Here is a 15,707-nt window from a genome sequence, read left to right on the forward strand (position 1 = left end):
ATTGAGCGTTTTGCATGGTTGGATCTTAGGCAGCCCTGGAGTTGTTTGTTCTCGGACATTGCAGAACTAAAAACCATCAATAGAAAGCACAGCGACTCCGACGAAATCGGGGGAAACATAGTCCTACGCGGCACAAGCGAAAGGCTTCAATCATTGATTTCCCTGACAAAAAAAACGCCCCCAGACTTGGAGGCGAGAGTAAAAGGAGTAGCGATTATTGGGGACGCGTTATTGTGGATTTACAACCAAAGTGCCTGACTTCATGGCGTCGATCAGATTGTTGACTTCATCCACAACGTCCACCGGGATATCTGAATGGAACGACCCGATCCGCATGGCCAATTCATTGCCCATATCCGCCCGGTAGAGTGCACCTTCCAGTTTTCCAGCAGCTGCCAGTTCCAGGTAGGACCGCATGTTGCCTCGGACATCCAGAATAGCGGATTGCAGGATTTCCGGCCATTCGTTGATCGCATCACGATAGATGCCGATACCATAGACGCCTTTTTCCTGAACGGCCTGCATGGAGCCCAGCGTGGCACTGTCCATTGTCGGCCAGACGACATCGGCGCCTTGGGAAATTTGGTTCAAGGCAGCTTCTTTGCCCTTGGCGATGTCATCCCAGTCACCGGTCCAGGTAACCAGAACTCTGACCTCCGGATTGGCCGCTTTGGCGCCCGCTTCGTAGCCGGCGACCGTGTCGGTCGTGAATTTGAACTGCTGCGCGGCGATGATGCCGATGGTGCCTGTGTCTGACATGGAGCCTGCAACGTAGCCCATCAGATAAGCGATTTGGCTGAAATAGAAATCCGCGTTGGCAATGTTGTCTTTGGTGCCCAGTCCGTTGTTCACCATGAACATGGTTTCCGGGAAGCGTGCAGCGACACGTTCCACTGCGTCCTGGAATTCTCCGCCGTGGCCGATCACAAGGTCATATCCCCGGCGTGCGTAGTCGCTTAGAACTTCGATTTGTTCCGGCTGATGCACACTTTCAGAAAAGGCGGCTTCAAAGCCAAGCGCTTCACCTGCCTTAGTGAGCCCTTCGAATCCGGCTTGGTTCCAGCCATTGTCAGAAATGGATCCGGGCATAACGATCGCGGCGCGTTCGATTCCGTCAGCAGCCGAAGACCCTGCCAATATCAGTGCCGCAAGCCCTGCCAATAGTTTGGATTTCAATTGCATTGTTGTTCTCCCATATTGGATATGTGTTGTCAGGGTGACGGGAGGATCGCGACGTGAAAAACGATGGTTTCTCACGTCACGGCTGAGATTTATCGATGCTCTCGGTCGTAAGGCAGTCCGACGTTTGCAGGTGCGCTGGCCTTGGCTCCGAGGACCACAAGTGCGATGAGCGATGCGAGGTAAGGCAAGATCAGGAAGAGCTGATAGGGAATCTCTGGCGAGGTGAATTGCAGTTTGAATTGCACCGCATCACAGAAGCCGAAGAAAAGCGCCGCGCAGATCGCGCCGATGGGCGACCAACGTCCCAAGATGATTGCCGCAAGCGCAATGAAGCCTTTGCCCGCGCTCATGCCTTCCGCAAACACATAGACTTGCGACAAGACCAGATGCACTCCGGCCAGCGCCGCGAGGGCACCGCTGACTGCAATTGCGAGATATTGTATGCGAAAGACAGGAACCCCGGCCAAGTCCGCGGCCTTCGGGTGTTCGCCAACGGCGCGTAGGTCCAGACCCTTGTGGGATTTCATCAGCCAGAACCAGGCTGCTATTGCCAATCCGATCAATAGGTAAAACAGCGGATCTTGGGAAAACAGGGACGGACCAACGACGGGAAGATCAGACAAGAAGGGAATATCGATCTGCGAGAACCCGTTTACCCGCGCCCCTCCGGCCTGAGCCCCGAATATCTGACGGGACAGAAAAGCTGTGAGTCCGGCCAGCAGTAGGTTGAGCGCGATACCGCCAACCAACTGGTTGATGCGCAGCCGGATCGACATATACCCAAGCAGAAGGCCAGAGATCAGGCCGCAAATGATCCCACATCCGAGCCCGATCACGGCGGAGCCCGTTGCGAAAGAGCCAGCAGCAGCGCCAAGCGCTCCGGCAATGATCTGACCTTCGAGGCCGATGTTGTATAGTCCGCCACGTTCCGCGATCACCCCGCCAAGGGCAGCAAAAGCAATTGGCGTGCCCAATCGGGCGGTTCCGGCAAGGATGTCGCCCAGTAAAACAAGATCAATCATAGCCTATGCCTCTTTCTTTTGGCGTTGTGTTTGACTGCGCAGTCCCAGGTTTTCTGATAATGACTTCAGAATGGATTTTGACGTGGTTCGCGGAGTCACGAGGGCGGCAGCGACAAAAACCACGACGAGCCCCTCAACCACTTCGATAACAGAACTGTCGACCCCGACGGCACGTTGCATCGTTCCCGCCCCGGCAGAGAGCCCGGCAAGGAACAGCGCGGTCAAAGGCGCGACAATTGGGTTAAGAGCCGCAAGGAAGGCGACGACAATTCCGTCGTAGCCGTAGCCATCGCTAAACAGGTGGAACAGGCGGTACTTCAACCCGATCACCTCGATTGCGCCGGCCATACCGGCAAGGCTGCCGCCAATCAACATGGCGCGAATGATGGTCTTTTTCTGGTCCACACCGGCATAGGCCGCAGCGCGCGCATTACGCCCCACAAGGTCCAGTTGGAAACCCGATGGCGTGAAGCGCAGCCAGAAATACAAGATGATCGTCATGCCCAGCCCGAATACAAAGCCCGCATGGGTATCAGATTGCGGCATCAGAATTGGCAGGCGATAGGCTTCTGAGACTTCCTCCGAATAGGGATATGGCGCGCCTTCAGCCAATAGCGGCCCAGCCACGGCATAGCTGACGATGTGGATCGCAATGAAGTTCATCAACAGCGTGACGATGACCTCATTCGTGTCCCGATAGGCTTTGAGATACGCAGGAATTGCTGCCCAGAACGCCCCGCCGGCGGCGGCGGCGATAAATATCAGCGGCACGCCCAATAGACCGGGCAGATCGGGGATCGCCAAAGCAAAGACGGCACCGAACAACCCACCAATATAGATCTGCCCCTCGCCACCGATGTTGAACACACCGGCGCGCATCGGAATGATCACGGCCAGCCCGGCTAGAAGCATCGGCGAGGCTTTGACCAAAGTATTGGAGAAACCCCAGTAATTCAGGAAGGATTCCAGAAACAGAATCCTATAAGCCTCAAACGGGTTGTGCCCGTCGAGCAGGATCAGCACGCCGCCAACGCTCAGCGCTAAAAGTAAAGCAATCGCAATCCGGCGTTGCATGGTAAATCTGTTCATTGTACCTCCTCCGGCGCTGCGGTCATCAAGAGCCCGATGTCTTGAAGAGTTGTGTTTTCTGGATCGACAACACCCGTCATCCGACCAAAGGCCATCACGGCGACGCGGTCAGAGATGTCGAGCACATGTTCAAGTTCAGTGGAGATATAGAGAACCCCCACGCCGCTTTGGGCGACGGCACGGATCTGGTTCTGAACAAATTCCGTTGCGCCGACATCAAGCCCTTTTGTCGGCTGTACGACGACCAAGAGTTTGCGCGCCCGGGCCACTTCACGGGCCAGAACGATTTTTTGTTGATTGCCGCCGGATAAAGCCGAGGCGTTCAATTTCGGGTCAGGGGGCCTAATGTCAAAGGCCGCGACCACGTCGCATGCGATCTTGTGCATCGCGCGCCGGGAAATCAGACCGCCAGACATGAACCTGTCTTCGCCGATGGATCGAAAGGCCACATTTTCTTCGACACTGAGCGACAGGACCAAGCCTTCGGCATGGCGGTCTTCGGGAACGAAGCCTATGCCATCTGCAATGCGCGAAGCGATGGAGGCGCTTGAAATCTCCGTGCCATTGAGGTGGATGGCGCCGCTGGTCTGCCTTTTGAGCCCGGTGATCACCTCGCTCAACTCCGTCTGGCCATTGCCGTCAATCCCAGCGATTCCAAGGATTTCGCCTGCCTTCACGGAGAGAGTCACATCCTGCAGGATTTCCGTGCCGCCTGGATTGGTCAGGCAAACATCAGAGACAACCAGAGCGTCCGGTGCTGATCTGGTGTCGTTGCGCGGCTTTGTGGTCTTGGGCGTCTCGACCGTTTCGCCGTTCGACTTTTCTCCCATCATAAGCGCTGACATCTGGGTCATGGGCGTGGTCGCAACCGGAAGAACTCCCTCGACACGCCCATGGCGCATTATCATGACACGATCGGCAATTTCGCGGATTTCATCGAGCTTGTGACTGATGAAAAAGACGAGGCAGCCGTTGGCGACCAGCTTGCGCACCCCCTTGAGAAACGGAGCGACTTCGGTTGGGGCAAGAACGCTGGTGGGTTCATCCAGGATCAGGATCGATACATCGCGAAACAGCGCCTTAAGGATTTCCACCCTTTGCTTCATGCCCACAGGCATTTCCGTGACGCGGATGTCGAAATCGACGTTAAAGTCAAAGTCGCTGCAAAGCTGCCGAATGCGTGCCCGCGCTTCGGCACCCCTCTTTGTGCTGGGCAAGCCGATCAGAATGTTCTCTTCGGCAGTCATTGCGCCGACCAGGCTGAAATGCTGGTGGATCATGCCGATCCCATGCTCAATAGCTTTTGCTGGGCTGGTCACCGAAACAGGTGTTCCGCCCAGTTTGATTTCGCCGTTATCGGGCTGATACAGACCGATCAAAACGCTTGCGAAAGTTGTTTTCCCCGCTCCGTTCTCGCCCAAAATCGCAATGCACTCGCCCTTCGAGGCCAGCAGATTGACGTTGTGCAATGCACGAACGGCGCCAAACGACTTGTCGATGCCGGTGACTTTCAAAAATGGATCCAAGACAACCTCCCAACTTTCACGCAAATTCAAGAGAGAATGCCCTATCTTCTCAAATTAGATGTTTTCACCTCACAGCTGAGAAATTCGTCCACATGAGAACTGGCAATCGGGTTAGAGTGGAGCGACGAAATAGCATCGCATCAGGAGAGCAAAGCCGCGCGTCATGGCGAAGATACCGTCGTTGAAAAGCATTCAGGCCTTCGAAGCAGCCTGCCGGCATCTGAGTTTCAAGGATGCCGCCGATGAATTATGCGTCACTCCGACTGCCATTTCCCATCAGATCAAATCGCTGGAGGATCAACTTGGGGTACCCCTGTTCCACCGGTTGACCCGCGCCTTGAAATTGACGGAGGATGGGGCCAATTACGCGCCCCACATTATTGAGGCCTTCAAGAACATCGAAGCCGCCTCTCTCGCGCTGGAGGAAGACGACCTTGCGGGCACATTGACAATCTCAACCACCGGGTCCTTTGCCGCCAACTGGCTTAGCCCGCGGCTGCGAGGCTTTTACGAGAAATACCCGGAGATTTCGGTAAGGGTTCTGTCAAGCGATCAACTGGTGGATTTCAAATCCAGCGATGTGGATGTGGCCATTCGGTATGGCTTTGGCGATTATCCTGACAGTAATGTGGCTTGGGTCTTGAATGACTGGGTAGCCCCTGTCTGCAGCGTGGAAAAGGCGAAGTCACTGAGTTCCCCCGAAGAGCTTCTGAAGTCTCGTCTGATCGAATACCAATGGAGCGGGTTTTCCGATGCGGATCCGAGTTGGGAGCGCTGGATGGGCGCGGCTGGCTTGCAGACTGGTGATGTCGAGCCCTATGTCACTTATTCCGAGGAACACATCTGCCTGCTGACGGCAAGCGATGGTCATGGTGTGGCCCTGGTCAGCCTTTTGGCCGCCGCGCGTTTTCTGGAACGTAATATGCTGGTCGCCCCCTTTGACACGGCATTGAAGAACAAGAGCTATTTTCTCGTCTGCCCGGAAACTTACGCCAATCGTGCACGCGTTCGTGTGTTCCGGGAATGGCTATTGGACCAAGCAGATGAGTTTCGTGACAGCGCCGTCGGTCAAAGGTTTTTTGAAGATTAGCGCGTCCGCAACGATCTAATCCGTCGCTTGAATTTTTGTCATTTCTAAATTGCCGCGAAGCATGCGTTTCTGAACCCACAATCAGGAGTTCTTGCGCATGCAAAGTTTTGACCCTTCCCAACCCGATGGTTTCAATCAAACTCTGGACAGCACGGTCTCTGCCGACGGCGTCCCGGTCATTGCAGAACGGTATACAGTGCCAGCACGTTGCGGTGTCGCGGTGCGTTTGACAGCCGGGCAGACTTTGACCATCACCAATCCGACCGGCTGGCAAGTCTGCGATTTCTGGGCGTTCAATGCGGCAGAGCTGCATGAATATTTGTCTATGCCGCATGTGCATACGGATCTTCTGTCTGTTTTCCCAAAGATCGGTGACAGGTTGGTCAGCAATCTGCGCAATCCTCTTTTGACACTAACCCAAGACACATCGCCGGGTGTTCATGACACAACGATCGCCGCTTGCGATGCCAACCGGTACAAGCAATTGGGCGTCACTGATTATCACGACAATTGCGCCGACAACTTGAGGCAGGCCTTGCTTGCTATCGGGAAAAAAGCGCCGCATGTGCCAGCGCCCTTCAATCTGTGGATGAACGTACCAGTTCACCCTGATGGCAGCCTTGCCTGGGCTGCGCCAGTGTCAAAGCCGGGGGACAGCATGACCTTCAAAGCTGAGATGCCAGTCTACGCTGTGATGTCAGCCTGCCCGCAAGATATCACTCCGGTCAACGGGGACGAAGGCAAACCGAGCGAGCTGGAATTTGTTGTTCATGACGGCTGATGGCGGCGACATATTTTCTGCCCGCTGGATCATCGAAGATGCCTTTCACAGTCACACCGACTTCGCACTTTATGTTCTGGACGGCAGAATAGGTGGCTTGGCGCCTCTGGCAGAAATAAAGTCACGTTATCCCAGCGCAAGGGTGCACTCGGACACAAACACGGCGATCCTGCCCGGGTTTGTGAATGCGCATCACCATTGCTATGGGGTGAACCTGATCAACCAAGGGATACGGGATGACCTGTTAGAGCCTTGGATTTTCGCCTCCGCTGGCGCAGCCGACATTGCGCCGCGCCTCGCCACCGAATACGCGGCAATGCGCTTGCTGAAGAATGGGGTAACGGCTGTTGTGGATGCTGGCACCGCGGGTCAGACAGCGGCCATTGCCGAAGCGAAGATAAGGGACAAAATCGCCGTATATAATGGGCTTGGCCTGTCCTGTGCCATCGCGCCGGGCGAGAGATGGCGCAACCAGCTTGTGCATCCATATGGGCAAAGCCAGTCGTTTCTGACCACCTTGCCCGAGGTTCTGCGATGCAAACTGCAACGCCAACACGTTGCGCGTACACGTATTGCACCGCAAAGCTTTGTGCGGCTTCTGTCCCGGATGCATGGCGAATACGCGGCATCTGAATGCGCTGATGTGTGGTTTGGCCCCACGGCACCGCATTGGACGGGCCGAGAGATCCTTCGCGACATTGCCAGGGAGGTTCGCGAAAGCGGCCAGCGCATTCACACACATGCCGAGGAGACTCGGCTGCAGCACCTGTCGGCTTCAGCCTGGAGTTTTCAGGGTGCCATCGCAGAATTGGGCAAAGCTGGCCTGCTCACTGACGGCTTGTCTTTGGCGCATATGGTCTGGGCGGACGAAAAAGATCTGGCGCGAGTGGCCGAGGTGCGCGCGCATATCGTGTGCAATCCTAGCTCCAATTTGCGGCTGCGGTCCGGCATTGCACCCGCGCCATTGATGAAGCGGATGGGCATCAACCTTGCACTGGGGATGGATGGGACCAGCCTGGCAGGCGATGACGATATGTTCACCGAAATGCGTCTGGCGCAAAGCCTTTATTGGTCGAGTGATCGAGCGAACCCTAGCCTGACCGCGAAGGATGTTTTCGACATGGCCACTTTGGGTGGCGCGCGTTTGATGGGTATGGATCACAGCATCGGAAGCCTGTCCGTCGGCAAACGCGCCGACTTTGTGATCCTGCGCCTGAACCGTCTTGAAGGTCCCTGGTTAGACCCTGGCATTGATCCGGTTGAGCTATTGGTCAGCTCGGCAAAATCCACGGACATCCAGAGCGTCTTCACCGGCGGACAACTGGCCGTTTCGCACGGCGAGGCCCAAAGGTGCGACGAAAAGTTAATTCTTCAAAACATCACCGACAGCATGCAGTGCGCCGCGGATCAAAGGCTGAGCGCCAGTGAATATGCCGTCGTCAAATCCGCATTGCAGCGCTGGTATGACGATTGGCTGACGAACAATACCCCGCAATTGTGACAGAGGAGCAAGACCATGCAGAAGAAGATAATCTGGCCAAACGGCGCGCGATGCGCCTGCGCGATCACCTTTGATATCGATGCGGACAGCCTGATCCATATCGCAAAGCCGGTCGACGGGCATGATCGCCTCTATCCGATCTCCATGGGGCGCTACGGGCCAACGGTTGCCATCCCTCGGATTCTAGAAACCTACAAACGTCTCGGGCTGAAACAGTCCTTCTTCGCCCCCGGATGGGTCGTGGAGCAATATCCGGATGCTATGCAAGCCATCCTGAAAGATGGTCATGAAATCGGCCATCATGGCTATTTGCACGAAGACCCGACAAGCCACAGCGCGTCTGAACAAGCCTATTGGTTTGAACGCGGGCTGGAGTCGCATAAGCGGGTTCTGGGCAATGTGCCAAAAGGCTATCGCGCACCGGTTTATAATGTGACGCAAACCGTCATCGACCTGCTGAACAAGCATGACTTCGACTATGACAGTTCGCTGATGGCGGATGATGTGCCATATCTCTTGCGATCCGGCGGGCGGACTTTGGTCGAACTACCATCGCATTGGGGAACCGACGACTGGCCGCAATTTGCACATTTTGAGGAGATTGGCTACATGATGCCCGTCGCCGGGCCACGCGCCGGGCTGACCCCATTTTGGGAGGAATTCGAAGCCCAATACGAAGAAGGTGGCTTCTGGATCGGCATCTGGCATCCCTTCCTGACCGGGCGTTTGGCGCGGTGGCGGCAGGTGGAAGACTGGATGGAAACCGTCTTGAACAGGGGTGACGTCTGGTTCGCCACTCTCGGAGAGATCGCGCAGCACGTGCGCACTCAATATGAGGCAGACCGGCAAAGCGTACGGGTTGAAGAACTGCCCTATTATCAGGCTCCGGTCCTGACGACATGAATATCCTTCAACGGGCGCGCGACTTCCTGGCTTCGCTCGACGCGCAGCGCGAGGTATTCCTTGGCGTTGCGCCAGATAGAGTGTTGCAGGATGCCCGATCCGCCACCGCGCGGCAGGCCGCAGGGAGGCTGCTTGGCTCGTTGGACGGCCAGTTTCTTGCGGTGAAGGCCAATATCGACGTGCATGCACTCCGCAGCAATGCGGGATCTTTGGCCATCGATCCTCAACCAGCAGACACTGACGCCCCGATCGTGGCCAAGCTACGTTCTGCGGGCGCGATCGTTCTGGGTCATGTGAACATGTCGGAGTTCGCCTTCTCCGGGCTCGGAGTTAATCCGCATTTCGGCACCCCTCTGAATGCGTTGGATAGCACACTGGTGCCCGGAGGGTCCTCGAGCGGATCGGCGTCAGCCGTTGCCTTGGGCTTGGCCGACATCGCATTGGGCACAGATACCTCCGGCTCCGTGCGCATTCCTGCCGCCTGTCAGGGCTTGGTGGGGTTTCGCCCAACTATGGGCCGCTATGAAAGCGCCGGGATTTTACCACTGGCGCCTTCTCTGGATACGCCAGGCTCACTCGCTTTTAACGTCAGTCAGATTTGCGCTGTAGATCGCGTTTTGTCGGATTGCAAAGAAACCGGGCACGCCTGCCGTCATATTCTGTGCCTGAGGGAAGACGCCCTGGTGGGATTTACCCCGGAAATCAGGGCTATGTACGAACAGGCCCAGCAGCATTTGCCCGATCATGGCGTCGAATTGGAAAGGGTTGATATCCGTAGTTTCACTCGTGTCACGGAGATCTTCCAAACCTATGGAACGCTGGTGAGCGCCGAAGCCTTTCGTCTTCTGCCAAGTTTGGTCGGAGACCAGCAGGCCAGACTGGACCCAAATGTGCAGGATCGCCTTGCTCAGGCGGCTTCAATCCTTGGCACAGATCTGCAAGCATTGCTGGAAATCCGGCGGGCCCTCATCCTGGACTTTGGCAGGGAACTGGCTGGGAAGATGCTGCTTTATCCGACATTGCCGTCGTACCCGCCGTCTGTTCTGGCTGTGACCCGCGATAAAGGGGTCTTTGCACGGGAAAACGCCCTTATCCTGTCGGTATCGATGAAAGCCGCTTTTCTCAATGCTCCAACAATTTCCGTTCCATTTGGGGATCGGAGACCGGGGGTCAGCCTATCCTTGAGCGGCGGCGCAAACAGGGACGCGGATGTACTTGCGACGGCGTCTCATCTGGAGAAGATTTTTTCAGCGGTTAGAGATGGCTGAGGTCAGTTCACTCTATTCAGAATTCTCTTCATTTGTACCTGGGCGTCTCTGGCTTCACCTTTGAATGGTTCATTGCAAACTGACTAGGTGACAAGATGACCACAATCCTGAGAATTGACGCCAGCGTGCGCCGCACCGACAACCCTGTTGCGGCCTATAACTCCATTTCCCGTGCTTTGGCGGACAGTTTCGTAGAAGAATGGAAAACGGTTGATCCGGACGTCGAAATTATTCTGCGTGACGTCGGAATGGCACCACCAGATTTCATTTCCAACGATTGGATCGCGTCTGTCTTTACAGCAGAAGAAGAACGCACTCCTGAACAGAGCGCTTTGGTCAGCTTGTCTGACACGCTGATTGATGAACTTGACCGCTCCGACATCCTGCTGATATCGACGCCCATGTACAACTATGGCATGCCCGCAGCCCTGAAGGCTTGGTTTGATCAGATCATCCGGATCAACAAGACATTTACGTTTGATTTGGCGCGCGGCGACTTCCCTCTGGAACCGATCATGTCCGGAAAAACACTGGTGCTGCTGACATCGGCTGGCGAATTCGGCTTTGAGAACGGTGGGATTCGCAATGACTCGGGTCACCTTTCTGCGCATATCAACACATTGCGCAAGTACCTGGGCGCAGAACGCATGTTCGAAGCTGCGGCCGAGTATCAGGAATTTGCCGATGAGCGTCACAAAGCTTCGGTTGCCACAGCTCAGGCTCAGGCACGTCATATTGCGCGTGAGCTTGCCTAACCGTTAGCAGACCGGCAACTGGAGATGTCTATGGCCACGAATACAATTCCCGGGGACGCTTCACCGGAGCGTTGCTTGCTCGACTGATCGAAAAACCTGACGCGCATTACTTTTGTGCGTACCAGTCAGTTTCATGGGCGACGTGCAGGCTGACCTGGAAAGCCAAGGCGTTCCCGCCGAGTAGATCCACGCCGAAAGTTTCGGTTCCGCCATGTGATCTCTATAGACGAAGATCTGCAATCGGAAATTAGAACGAGAGGAGTAACAATATGCGCGAGTCATATGATGTGATCATTATTGGTGGGGGCAATGCAGGGTTCGGTGTTTCCTCCATGGCACATGAAGCCGGAAAATCCATTGCCTTTATCGAAGCGCGCGATTTTGGCGGGACCTGCCCCAATCGCGGCTGCACGCCAAAAAAAGTTCTTGTGGCAGCTGCCCATGCGATGCACGAGATCGAACAAGCGCCCATCCACGGGATCGAAGTCAGCAAGCCAAAGCTCAATTGGGCGAAACTGATTGAGCGAGAGAAGAATTTGGTTGGTTTCATCCCTGAAGCCATGCAGGGGCTGGCCGAAAAACGCGGGGATGTCTTTCGAGGCACTGCGCGATTTGTCGGGCCGAACGAGGTTGAGGTCGACGGTCAGATTATACATGGCAAGGACATCGTTATCGCAACAGGATCGAAGCCAAGGCCTCTGCCTATTCCCGGCAGCGAGCACATGATCACGTCCGACGAAGTTCTTTCCGATGCGACATTGCCGAAAGAAGTTGTCTTCATTGGCGGCGGCGTCATTGCCATGGAGTTCAGTCATATCTACGCGCGAGCCGGAGTGCAGGTGACAATCCTTGAAGCGCTGCCACAGTTGCTGCCACGTATGGACAGTGACGCCGTATCGGCTCTGCAAGTGGAAACCGAACGACTGGGCGTAGCGGTCAAAACCGGAGTATCGGTGACGGCAATCGAGAAGACTGCTGACGGGTTGCGTGTTGAATTCGAGCATGACGGCAGAAACCAAAGTCTTTTAGCCGAGCGGGTCGTCAACGGCGCAGGCCGCGTCGCCAATATCGACGGGCTTAACCTCGATGCCGCCGGTGTCGGGCATGACGGACTTCGCATTCTGATCGACGATACGATGCGGTCCACCTCCAACTCTTCAGTCTGGGTTGCGGGCGATGCTGTCACCAGTTCCGCTCAACTATCCCCCATCGCAACGTATGAGGGTCAGATTGTCGGCCACAACATCGTGCATGGACCAACTAAAAGGCCGGATTACAGCGTGATCCCCAGCGCCGTCTACACCGTTCCAGCGCTCAGCACCGTGGGCCTGACTGAAGCCGAAGCGCGGGAAAAGGTTCTCGATGTCTCAGTTACGGTTTCTGATATGTCCGCGTGGTTTTCCACCAAGACCTACGCGGAAACGGCAGCCTGGTCCAAAGTTTTGGTCGACAAGAGTTCCGATCAAGTCTTGGGTGCTCATATTCTGGGCCATCACGGTGACGAACTGATTCATCTCTTTGCGATGGCCATACGTCACGGCATCTCTGCCAGCGATCTCAAGTCCTCGCTTTATGCGTTTCCGACCTTCGCCGCGGATATGAAATCTTTGATTTAGAGCAGCTTGATACAAGCTGATCCTTCCCAAAGGAGAGCCGCCATGAACGATCAAGTCTGTCTGATTACAGGTGTCGGTGACAGAACCGGAGCATCGCTTGCCCGCCGGTTTGCACGGGACGGGAACCGTATTGCCTTGCTGGCCCGGAACACGGTTATGTCACAAACTCTGAGGTCTAGTTGATAAGCATGCGTGATCTGAGGTTTGTACTCGTAGAGTAGTTTTCGAACAGGTTAATTGAGCACGATCTCATTGAAGGACTGTCATTTCCCCAAGAATGCGGTTTTGTATGCCGAGCACTTCTATCTGCGGTACACAGTGTCGTATCGGGATTTGGAAGAAATCCTGGCCGAACGCGGTGTTCGAGTTGACCACGCCACTCTCAATAGGTGGGTTGTGAAGTATTCACCGATGATCGCAGCACGTGCGCAATCGAAGAAACGTCCAACGCTGAGATCATGGCACATGGACGAGACCTTTAAGCACCCGACGCGGTACCGTCGTGTTTCAGGGTGCAGAATGGCAAGGTTGGTCCGGTGCAGTTGGAGCGAGTTGTTCGTCTGTTAAAGGACCAATTCTGGCTAGTTCCGTGGCCCTTGCCGAGTTGGCCACCATTGGAACGGGGCGGCCTTGTTACCCGTGCCCATGTTCGAACGCTACATCGAACAAGGCCGCTTTATAAAACCCTTCAATGAAGCCTTTAACGCCGGTAGATTCTACATTGCTTGGCCTTCGGATCGTCACGCAACGGAAGCTATGAGCGAGTTTGCAGAGTGGCTGACCGCCAACGGAGCCATTAATGGAAGTGACTACACAGGCGAAAACCGCGCAAATTGATCTGCATCAATATTTGAGCCGCAAGCGCGAGATATGGCGAACGGAAGCAGTTTGGAAGAAGTCGCAGTGACAAAAGAAAAAGTGGGCCGAATAGTCTGGCACGATCTTTTCACGCCTGATGTGGCCGCTTCTAGGTCATTTTACGAAAGCGTGGCGGGCTGGAGCTATATTGTCGAGCACGCCACAGATTTCGCATGGGGCGGCGGCCATAAAGATATTGTCCTGGCCGCTCTTGATGGAGAGGCAGGGGCCGGGTTCGTTTATCAAAATCAGGTGCTCTTTGAAGGATGGATTCCTTATGTTGAGGTCGAAGACGTAGATCAGGCTGCCAAACTGGCCGCCAATCTCAAAGGATCGGTAGTGAAACCTCCCTTTGAAGTTCCTGGGGTTGGCCGGAACTGCCTCTTGCGTGATCCGCTTGGCGCATTCTTCGGTGTATCAGTTTCGCGGCACGACTATCCTGTCCCCGCTCGTCAGTTTACGCACGAACACTACCTATCACGTAGCGGCGCATTCCCGGACAACTTCTACCACCAGATGTTCGGGTGGAATCTCTCACCTGCTAGAAACGTACCTGCGTCACAGAGACAAATTAGTCTAAAAGACGAAGTGTTGGCGATATGTGCAGCGGAACCTGCAGTTCCCAACAACAACGTGGCGTGGGTGCCCGGTGTTCGCGCCGACTTTCTCGAAAACGCACTGAACAAGATCAACTCAGGCCCAGGTTCCGTGCTTGCTCGTTATCAGAATACTAAGAACACTATTGAGAAGGGTCTGGTTTGCGATGCAGCTGGCGCATTGTGCTGTGTCGTCCAGATTTGATGCTCGGTCGTAAGGTTCGCAGTCCATTGTTTATAACGGCATCCTCAAGTGGGTTAAAAATCTCAAATCTGACTTTGGTACAAGTTTAACGCAGTTCCACTTTGCTCCGGCATGGGACACCGACGGTTAGACCGAAAAATCGTTCCCTTCACCGTCGTCGGAGTGTCGGAATGGACGCGGGTATGTTCCATCGACATGAACCCGGCGATGTCATCCACCATGAACGCCCACGCGTCGATTACCTGAGGCCCGAAGGTATTGGTAACTCTCAATTGTGCGCCTTGCACAAGACGAAACGCGCGGCCCGTGCGGGCCTTCAATACAATAGTCTCTGCCATCAGAACAGCATAGCGCCAGTTGTCGGCAAGAGGACCGCATATACGCTTGTGGAGGCGGTGATGAACAAGCGATTGCGTTTCGGCCCGCCAAAGCAAACATTCGAGACCTCTTCTGGGACGAAAACCTTGCCCAGCAGCGTGCCATCCGGGTGGTAACAATGAACGCCGTCCTTTGCGCTTGTCCAGATACGGCCTTGGGTATCGAGTCGAAATCCGTCAAAGACGCCTTCTTCGCATTCAGCAAAGACATCCCCGCCTGAGAGCTTGCCGTCTGCGCTAACGGAGAATGCGCGGATATGATGCTCTCCGCTTGCGTAACGCGTGCCACCACTGTCAGCGATATACAGCGTTTGCTCGTCTAGCGAAAATGCAAGTCCATTCGGACAGGCGAAGTCAGTAGTCACTTGCGTGACATCGCCGGTGGCTGGATCGAGACGATAGACATGTTCACCGTCAAGCTCTGGGTCTGCCTGAAACCCTTCGTAGTCAGACTCGATCCCGTAGGCAGGGTCACTGAACCAGATCGTGTCATCTGATCGCACTACAACATCGTTGGGGCTGTTGAACCGCTTTCCCTCGAAATGACTGGCCAGAGTCGTAACCGACCCATCATGCTCAATCCGGGTGACACTGCGCGTCCCATGCTCGCAAGCCACGATCCGCCCTTGCCGGTCGAGCGTTGAGCCATTCGTGTAGTATCCGAGGCCTGAGCGGATGTCTCCGATTGCTCCCGTCAGTTCGTCCCAGCGGAGCCGTCGATCATTGGGAATGTCGCTCCAGATCAGGCATCTGAACGTTGGAGAATACACCGGTCCTTCTGTCCATTTGCCGCCTGTCCAGATTTGGTCGATCGGCTCATCCAGTTTGATGCTGCGTTTGAACCGATCATCACGGATTTCGTAAGTGTCAGTCTTGGTCATTGGCAATACTGGCTTGGGTTGCTACAAATTACATAGCAATATAGTACGCTACAGAAA

The 15,707-nt window shown here is 55.2% G+C and carries 16 protein-coding genes and 1 pseudogene; 11 read left to right on the forward strand and 6 right to left on the reverse strand.

Translation table 11 applies throughout. The features are described 5' to 3' along the window. Window positions 1-228 precede the first annotated feature (228 nt). The 4 genes from J7394_RS20730 to J7394_RS20745 all read right to left on the reverse strand — a co-directional run bounded on the left by J7394_RS20730 (window position 229) and on the right by J7394_RS20745 (window position 4,819). Window positions 229-1,182, reverse strand: coding sequence for a BMP family protein (locus J7394_RS20730; RefSeq protein WP_209255874.1), 954 nt, complete (start codon window positions 1,180-1,182; stop codon window positions 229-231). An 89-nt stretch (window positions 1,183-1,271) separates the two neighbouring features. Then, window positions 1,272-2,204, reverse strand: coding sequence for an ABC transporter permease (locus J7394_RS20735; RefSeq protein ID WP_209255875.1), 933 nt, complete (start codon window positions 2,202-2,204; stop codon window positions 1,272-1,274). 3 nt (window positions 2,205-2,207) lie between these two features. Continuing rightward, window positions 2,208-3,293, reverse strand: a complete 1,086-nt coding sequence (locus tag J7394_RS20740; RefSeq protein ID WP_209255876.1) for an ABC transporter permease — start codon at window positions 3,291-3,293, stop codon at window positions 2,208-2,210. Next, a complete protein-coding gene (locus J7394_RS20745; RefSeq protein ID WP_209255877.1) occupies window positions 3,290-4,819 on the reverse strand; it encodes an ABC transporter ATP-binding protein in 1,530 nt (509 codons plus the stop codon). Before J7394_RS20745 ends, J7394_RS20740 begins: the two co-directional genes overlap by 4 nt. Before the next feature lie 163 nt (window positions 4,820-4,982). On the opposite strand from J7394_RS20745, the gene gcvA reads away from it, so the two are divergent. The 11 genes and pseudogenes from gcvA to J7394_RS20800 all read left to right on the forward strand — a co-directional run bounded on the left by gcvA (window position 4,983) and on the right by J7394_RS20800 (window position 14,392). Then, the gene (gcvA, locus tag J7394_RS20750; protein WP_209255878.1) at window positions 4,983-5,909 is read left to right on the forward strand and encodes a transcriptional regulator GcvA; all 927 of its coding nucleotides are present in this window, start codon (window positions 4,983-4,985) and stop codon (window positions 5,907-5,909) included. 97 nt (window positions 5,910-6,006) lie between these two features. Next, window positions 6,007-6,690, forward strand: coding sequence for a DUF1989 domain-containing protein (locus tag J7394_RS20755; protein ID WP_209255879.1), 684 nt, complete (start codon window positions 6,007-6,009; stop codon window positions 6,688-6,690). After that, window positions 6,680-8,191 (forward strand): amidohydrolase family protein, encoded by a 1,512-nt coding sequence (locus tag J7394_RS20760; protein ID WP_209255880.1) that lies wholly within the window; start codon window positions 6,680-6,682, stop codon window positions 8,189-8,191. Before J7394_RS20755 ends, J7394_RS20760 begins: the two co-directional genes overlap by 11 nt. A gap of 15 nt (window positions 8,192-8,206) precedes the next feature. Further along, complete coding sequence (locus tag J7394_RS20765; protein ID WP_209255881.1) at window positions 8,207-9,094, forward strand: polysaccharide deacetylase; 888 nt, start codon at window positions 8,207-8,209, stop codon at window positions 9,092-9,094. Continuing rightward, entirely contained in the window at window positions 9,091-10,362 is a 1,272-nt protein-coding gene (locus tag J7394_RS20770; protein ID WP_209255882.1) for an amidase family protein, read from the forward strand. The genes J7394_RS20765 and J7394_RS20770 overlap by 4 nt, the downstream gene beginning before the upstream one ends. A gap of 95 nt (window positions 10,363-10,457) precedes the next feature. After that, on the forward strand, window positions 10,458-11,117 hold the full coding sequence (locus tag J7394_RS20775; protein ID WP_209255883.1) for an FMN-dependent NADH-azoreductase: 660 nt from the start codon (window positions 10,458-10,460) through the stop codon (window positions 11,115-11,117). 269 nt (window positions 11,118-11,386) lie between these two features. Further along, window positions 11,387-12,733 carry an NAD(P)/FAD-dependent oxidoreductase gene (locus tag J7394_RS20780; RefSeq protein ID WP_209255884.1) on the forward strand — a complete coding sequence of 449 codons (1,347 nt, stop codon included), beginning with the start codon at window positions 11,387-11,389 and terminating at the stop codon, window positions 12,731-12,733. Between the two features lie 42 nt (window positions 12,734-12,775). Continuing rightward, window positions 12,776-12,916 (forward strand): hypothetical protein, encoded by a 141-nt coding sequence (locus J7394_RS20785; RefSeq protein ID WP_209255885.1) that lies wholly within the window; start codon window positions 12,776-12,778, stop codon window positions 12,914-12,916. A 54-nt stretch (window positions 12,917-12,970) separates the two neighbouring features. Next, window positions 12,971-13,213: pseudogene (locus tag J7394_RS20790) on the forward strand (IS6 family transposase); the annotation flags it as partial. 150 nt (window positions 13,214-13,363) lie between these two features. Continuing rightward, window positions 13,364-13,570, forward strand: a complete 207-nt coding sequence (locus tag J7394_RS23165; RefSeq protein ID WP_371812117.1) for a hypothetical protein — start codon at window positions 13,364-13,366, stop codon at window positions 13,568-13,570. 33 nt (window positions 13,571-13,603) lie between these two features. Beyond that, window positions 13,604-14,392, forward strand: a complete 789-nt coding sequence (locus J7394_RS20800; RefSeq protein ID WP_209255887.1) for a VOC family protein — start codon at window positions 13,604-13,606, stop codon at window positions 14,390-14,392. A 62-nt stretch (window positions 14,393-14,454) separates the two neighbouring features. Here the strand turns inward: J7394_RS20800 and J7394_RS23170 are convergent, their stop codons facing one another. Both J7394_RS23170 and J7394_RS20810 read right to left on the reverse strand, forming a co-directional pair. Further along, a complete protein-coding gene (locus J7394_RS23170) occupies window positions 14,455-14,730 on the reverse strand; it encodes a DUF1989 domain-containing protein (RefSeq protein ID WP_209255888.1) in 276 nt (91 codons plus the stop codon). After that, window positions 14,730-15,650, reverse strand: coding sequence for an SMP-30/gluconolactonase/LRE family protein (locus J7394_RS20810; RefSeq protein WP_209255889.1), 921 nt, complete (start codon window positions 15,648-15,650; stop codon window positions 14,730-14,732). The genes J7394_RS23170 and J7394_RS20810 overlap by 1 nt, the downstream gene beginning before the upstream one ends. Between the last annotated feature and the right edge of the window lie 57 nt (window positions 15,651-15,707).

It is taken from the genome of Ruegeria sp. R13_0 (assembly GCF_017743995.1).
Taxonomy (GTDB): Bacteria; Pseudomonadota; Alphaproteobacteria; order Rhodobacterales; family Rhodobacteraceae; genus Ruegeria.

Coding starts and splice junctions, on each gene's coding strand:
- J7394_RS23170 (WP_209255888.1), bottom strand. CDS start 14,730: ATGGCAGAGACTATTGTATTGAAGGCCCGCACGGGCCGCGCGTTTCGT.
- J7394_RS20780 (WP_209255884.1), top strand. CDS start 11,387: ATGCGCGAGTCATATGATGTGATCATTATTGGTGGGGGCAATGCAGGG.
- J7394_RS20765 (WP_209255881.1), top strand. CDS start 8,207: ATGCAGAAGAAGATAATCTGGCCAAACGGCGCGCGATGCGCCTGCGCG.
- J7394_RS20810 (WP_209255889.1), bottom strand. CDS start 15,650: ATGACCAAGACTGACACTTACGAAATCCGTGATGATCGGTTCAAACGC.
- J7394_RS20760 (WP_209255880.1), top strand. CDS start 6,680: ATGACGGCTGATGGCGGCGACATATTTTCTGCCCGCTGGATCATCGAA.
- J7394_RS20800 (WP_209255887.1), top strand. CDS start 13,604: ATGGCGAACGGAAGCAGTTTGGAAGAAGTCGCAGTGACAAAAGAAAAA.
- J7394_RS20735 (WP_209255875.1), bottom strand. CDS start 2,204: ATGATTGATCTTGTTTTACTGGGCGACATCCTTGCCGGAACCGCCCGA.
- J7394_RS20770 (WP_209255882.1), top strand. CDS start 9,091: ATGAATATCCTTCAACGGGCGCGCGACTTCCTGGCTTCGCTCGACGCG.
- J7394_RS20775 (WP_209255883.1), top strand. CDS start 10,458: ATGACCACAATCCTGAGAATTGACGCCAGCGTGCGCCGCACCGACAAC.
- gcvA (WP_209255878.1), top strand. CDS start 4,983: ATGGCGAAGATACCGTCGTTGAAAAGCATTCAGGCCTTCGAAGCAGCC.
- J7394_RS20755 (WP_209255879.1), top strand. CDS start 6,007: ATGCAAAGTTTTGACCCTTCCCAACCCGATGGTTTCAATCAAACTCTG.
- J7394_RS20785 (WP_209255885.1), top strand. CDS start 12,776: ATGAACGATCAAGTCTGTCTGATTACAGGTGTCGGTGACAGAACCGGA.
- J7394_RS20740 (WP_209255876.1), bottom strand. CDS start 3,293: ATGAACAGATTTACCATGCAACGCCGGATTGCGATTGCTTTACTTTTA.
- J7394_RS20730 (WP_209255874.1), bottom strand. CDS start 1,182: ATGCAATTGAAATCCAAACTATTGGCAGGGCTTGCGGCACTGATATTG.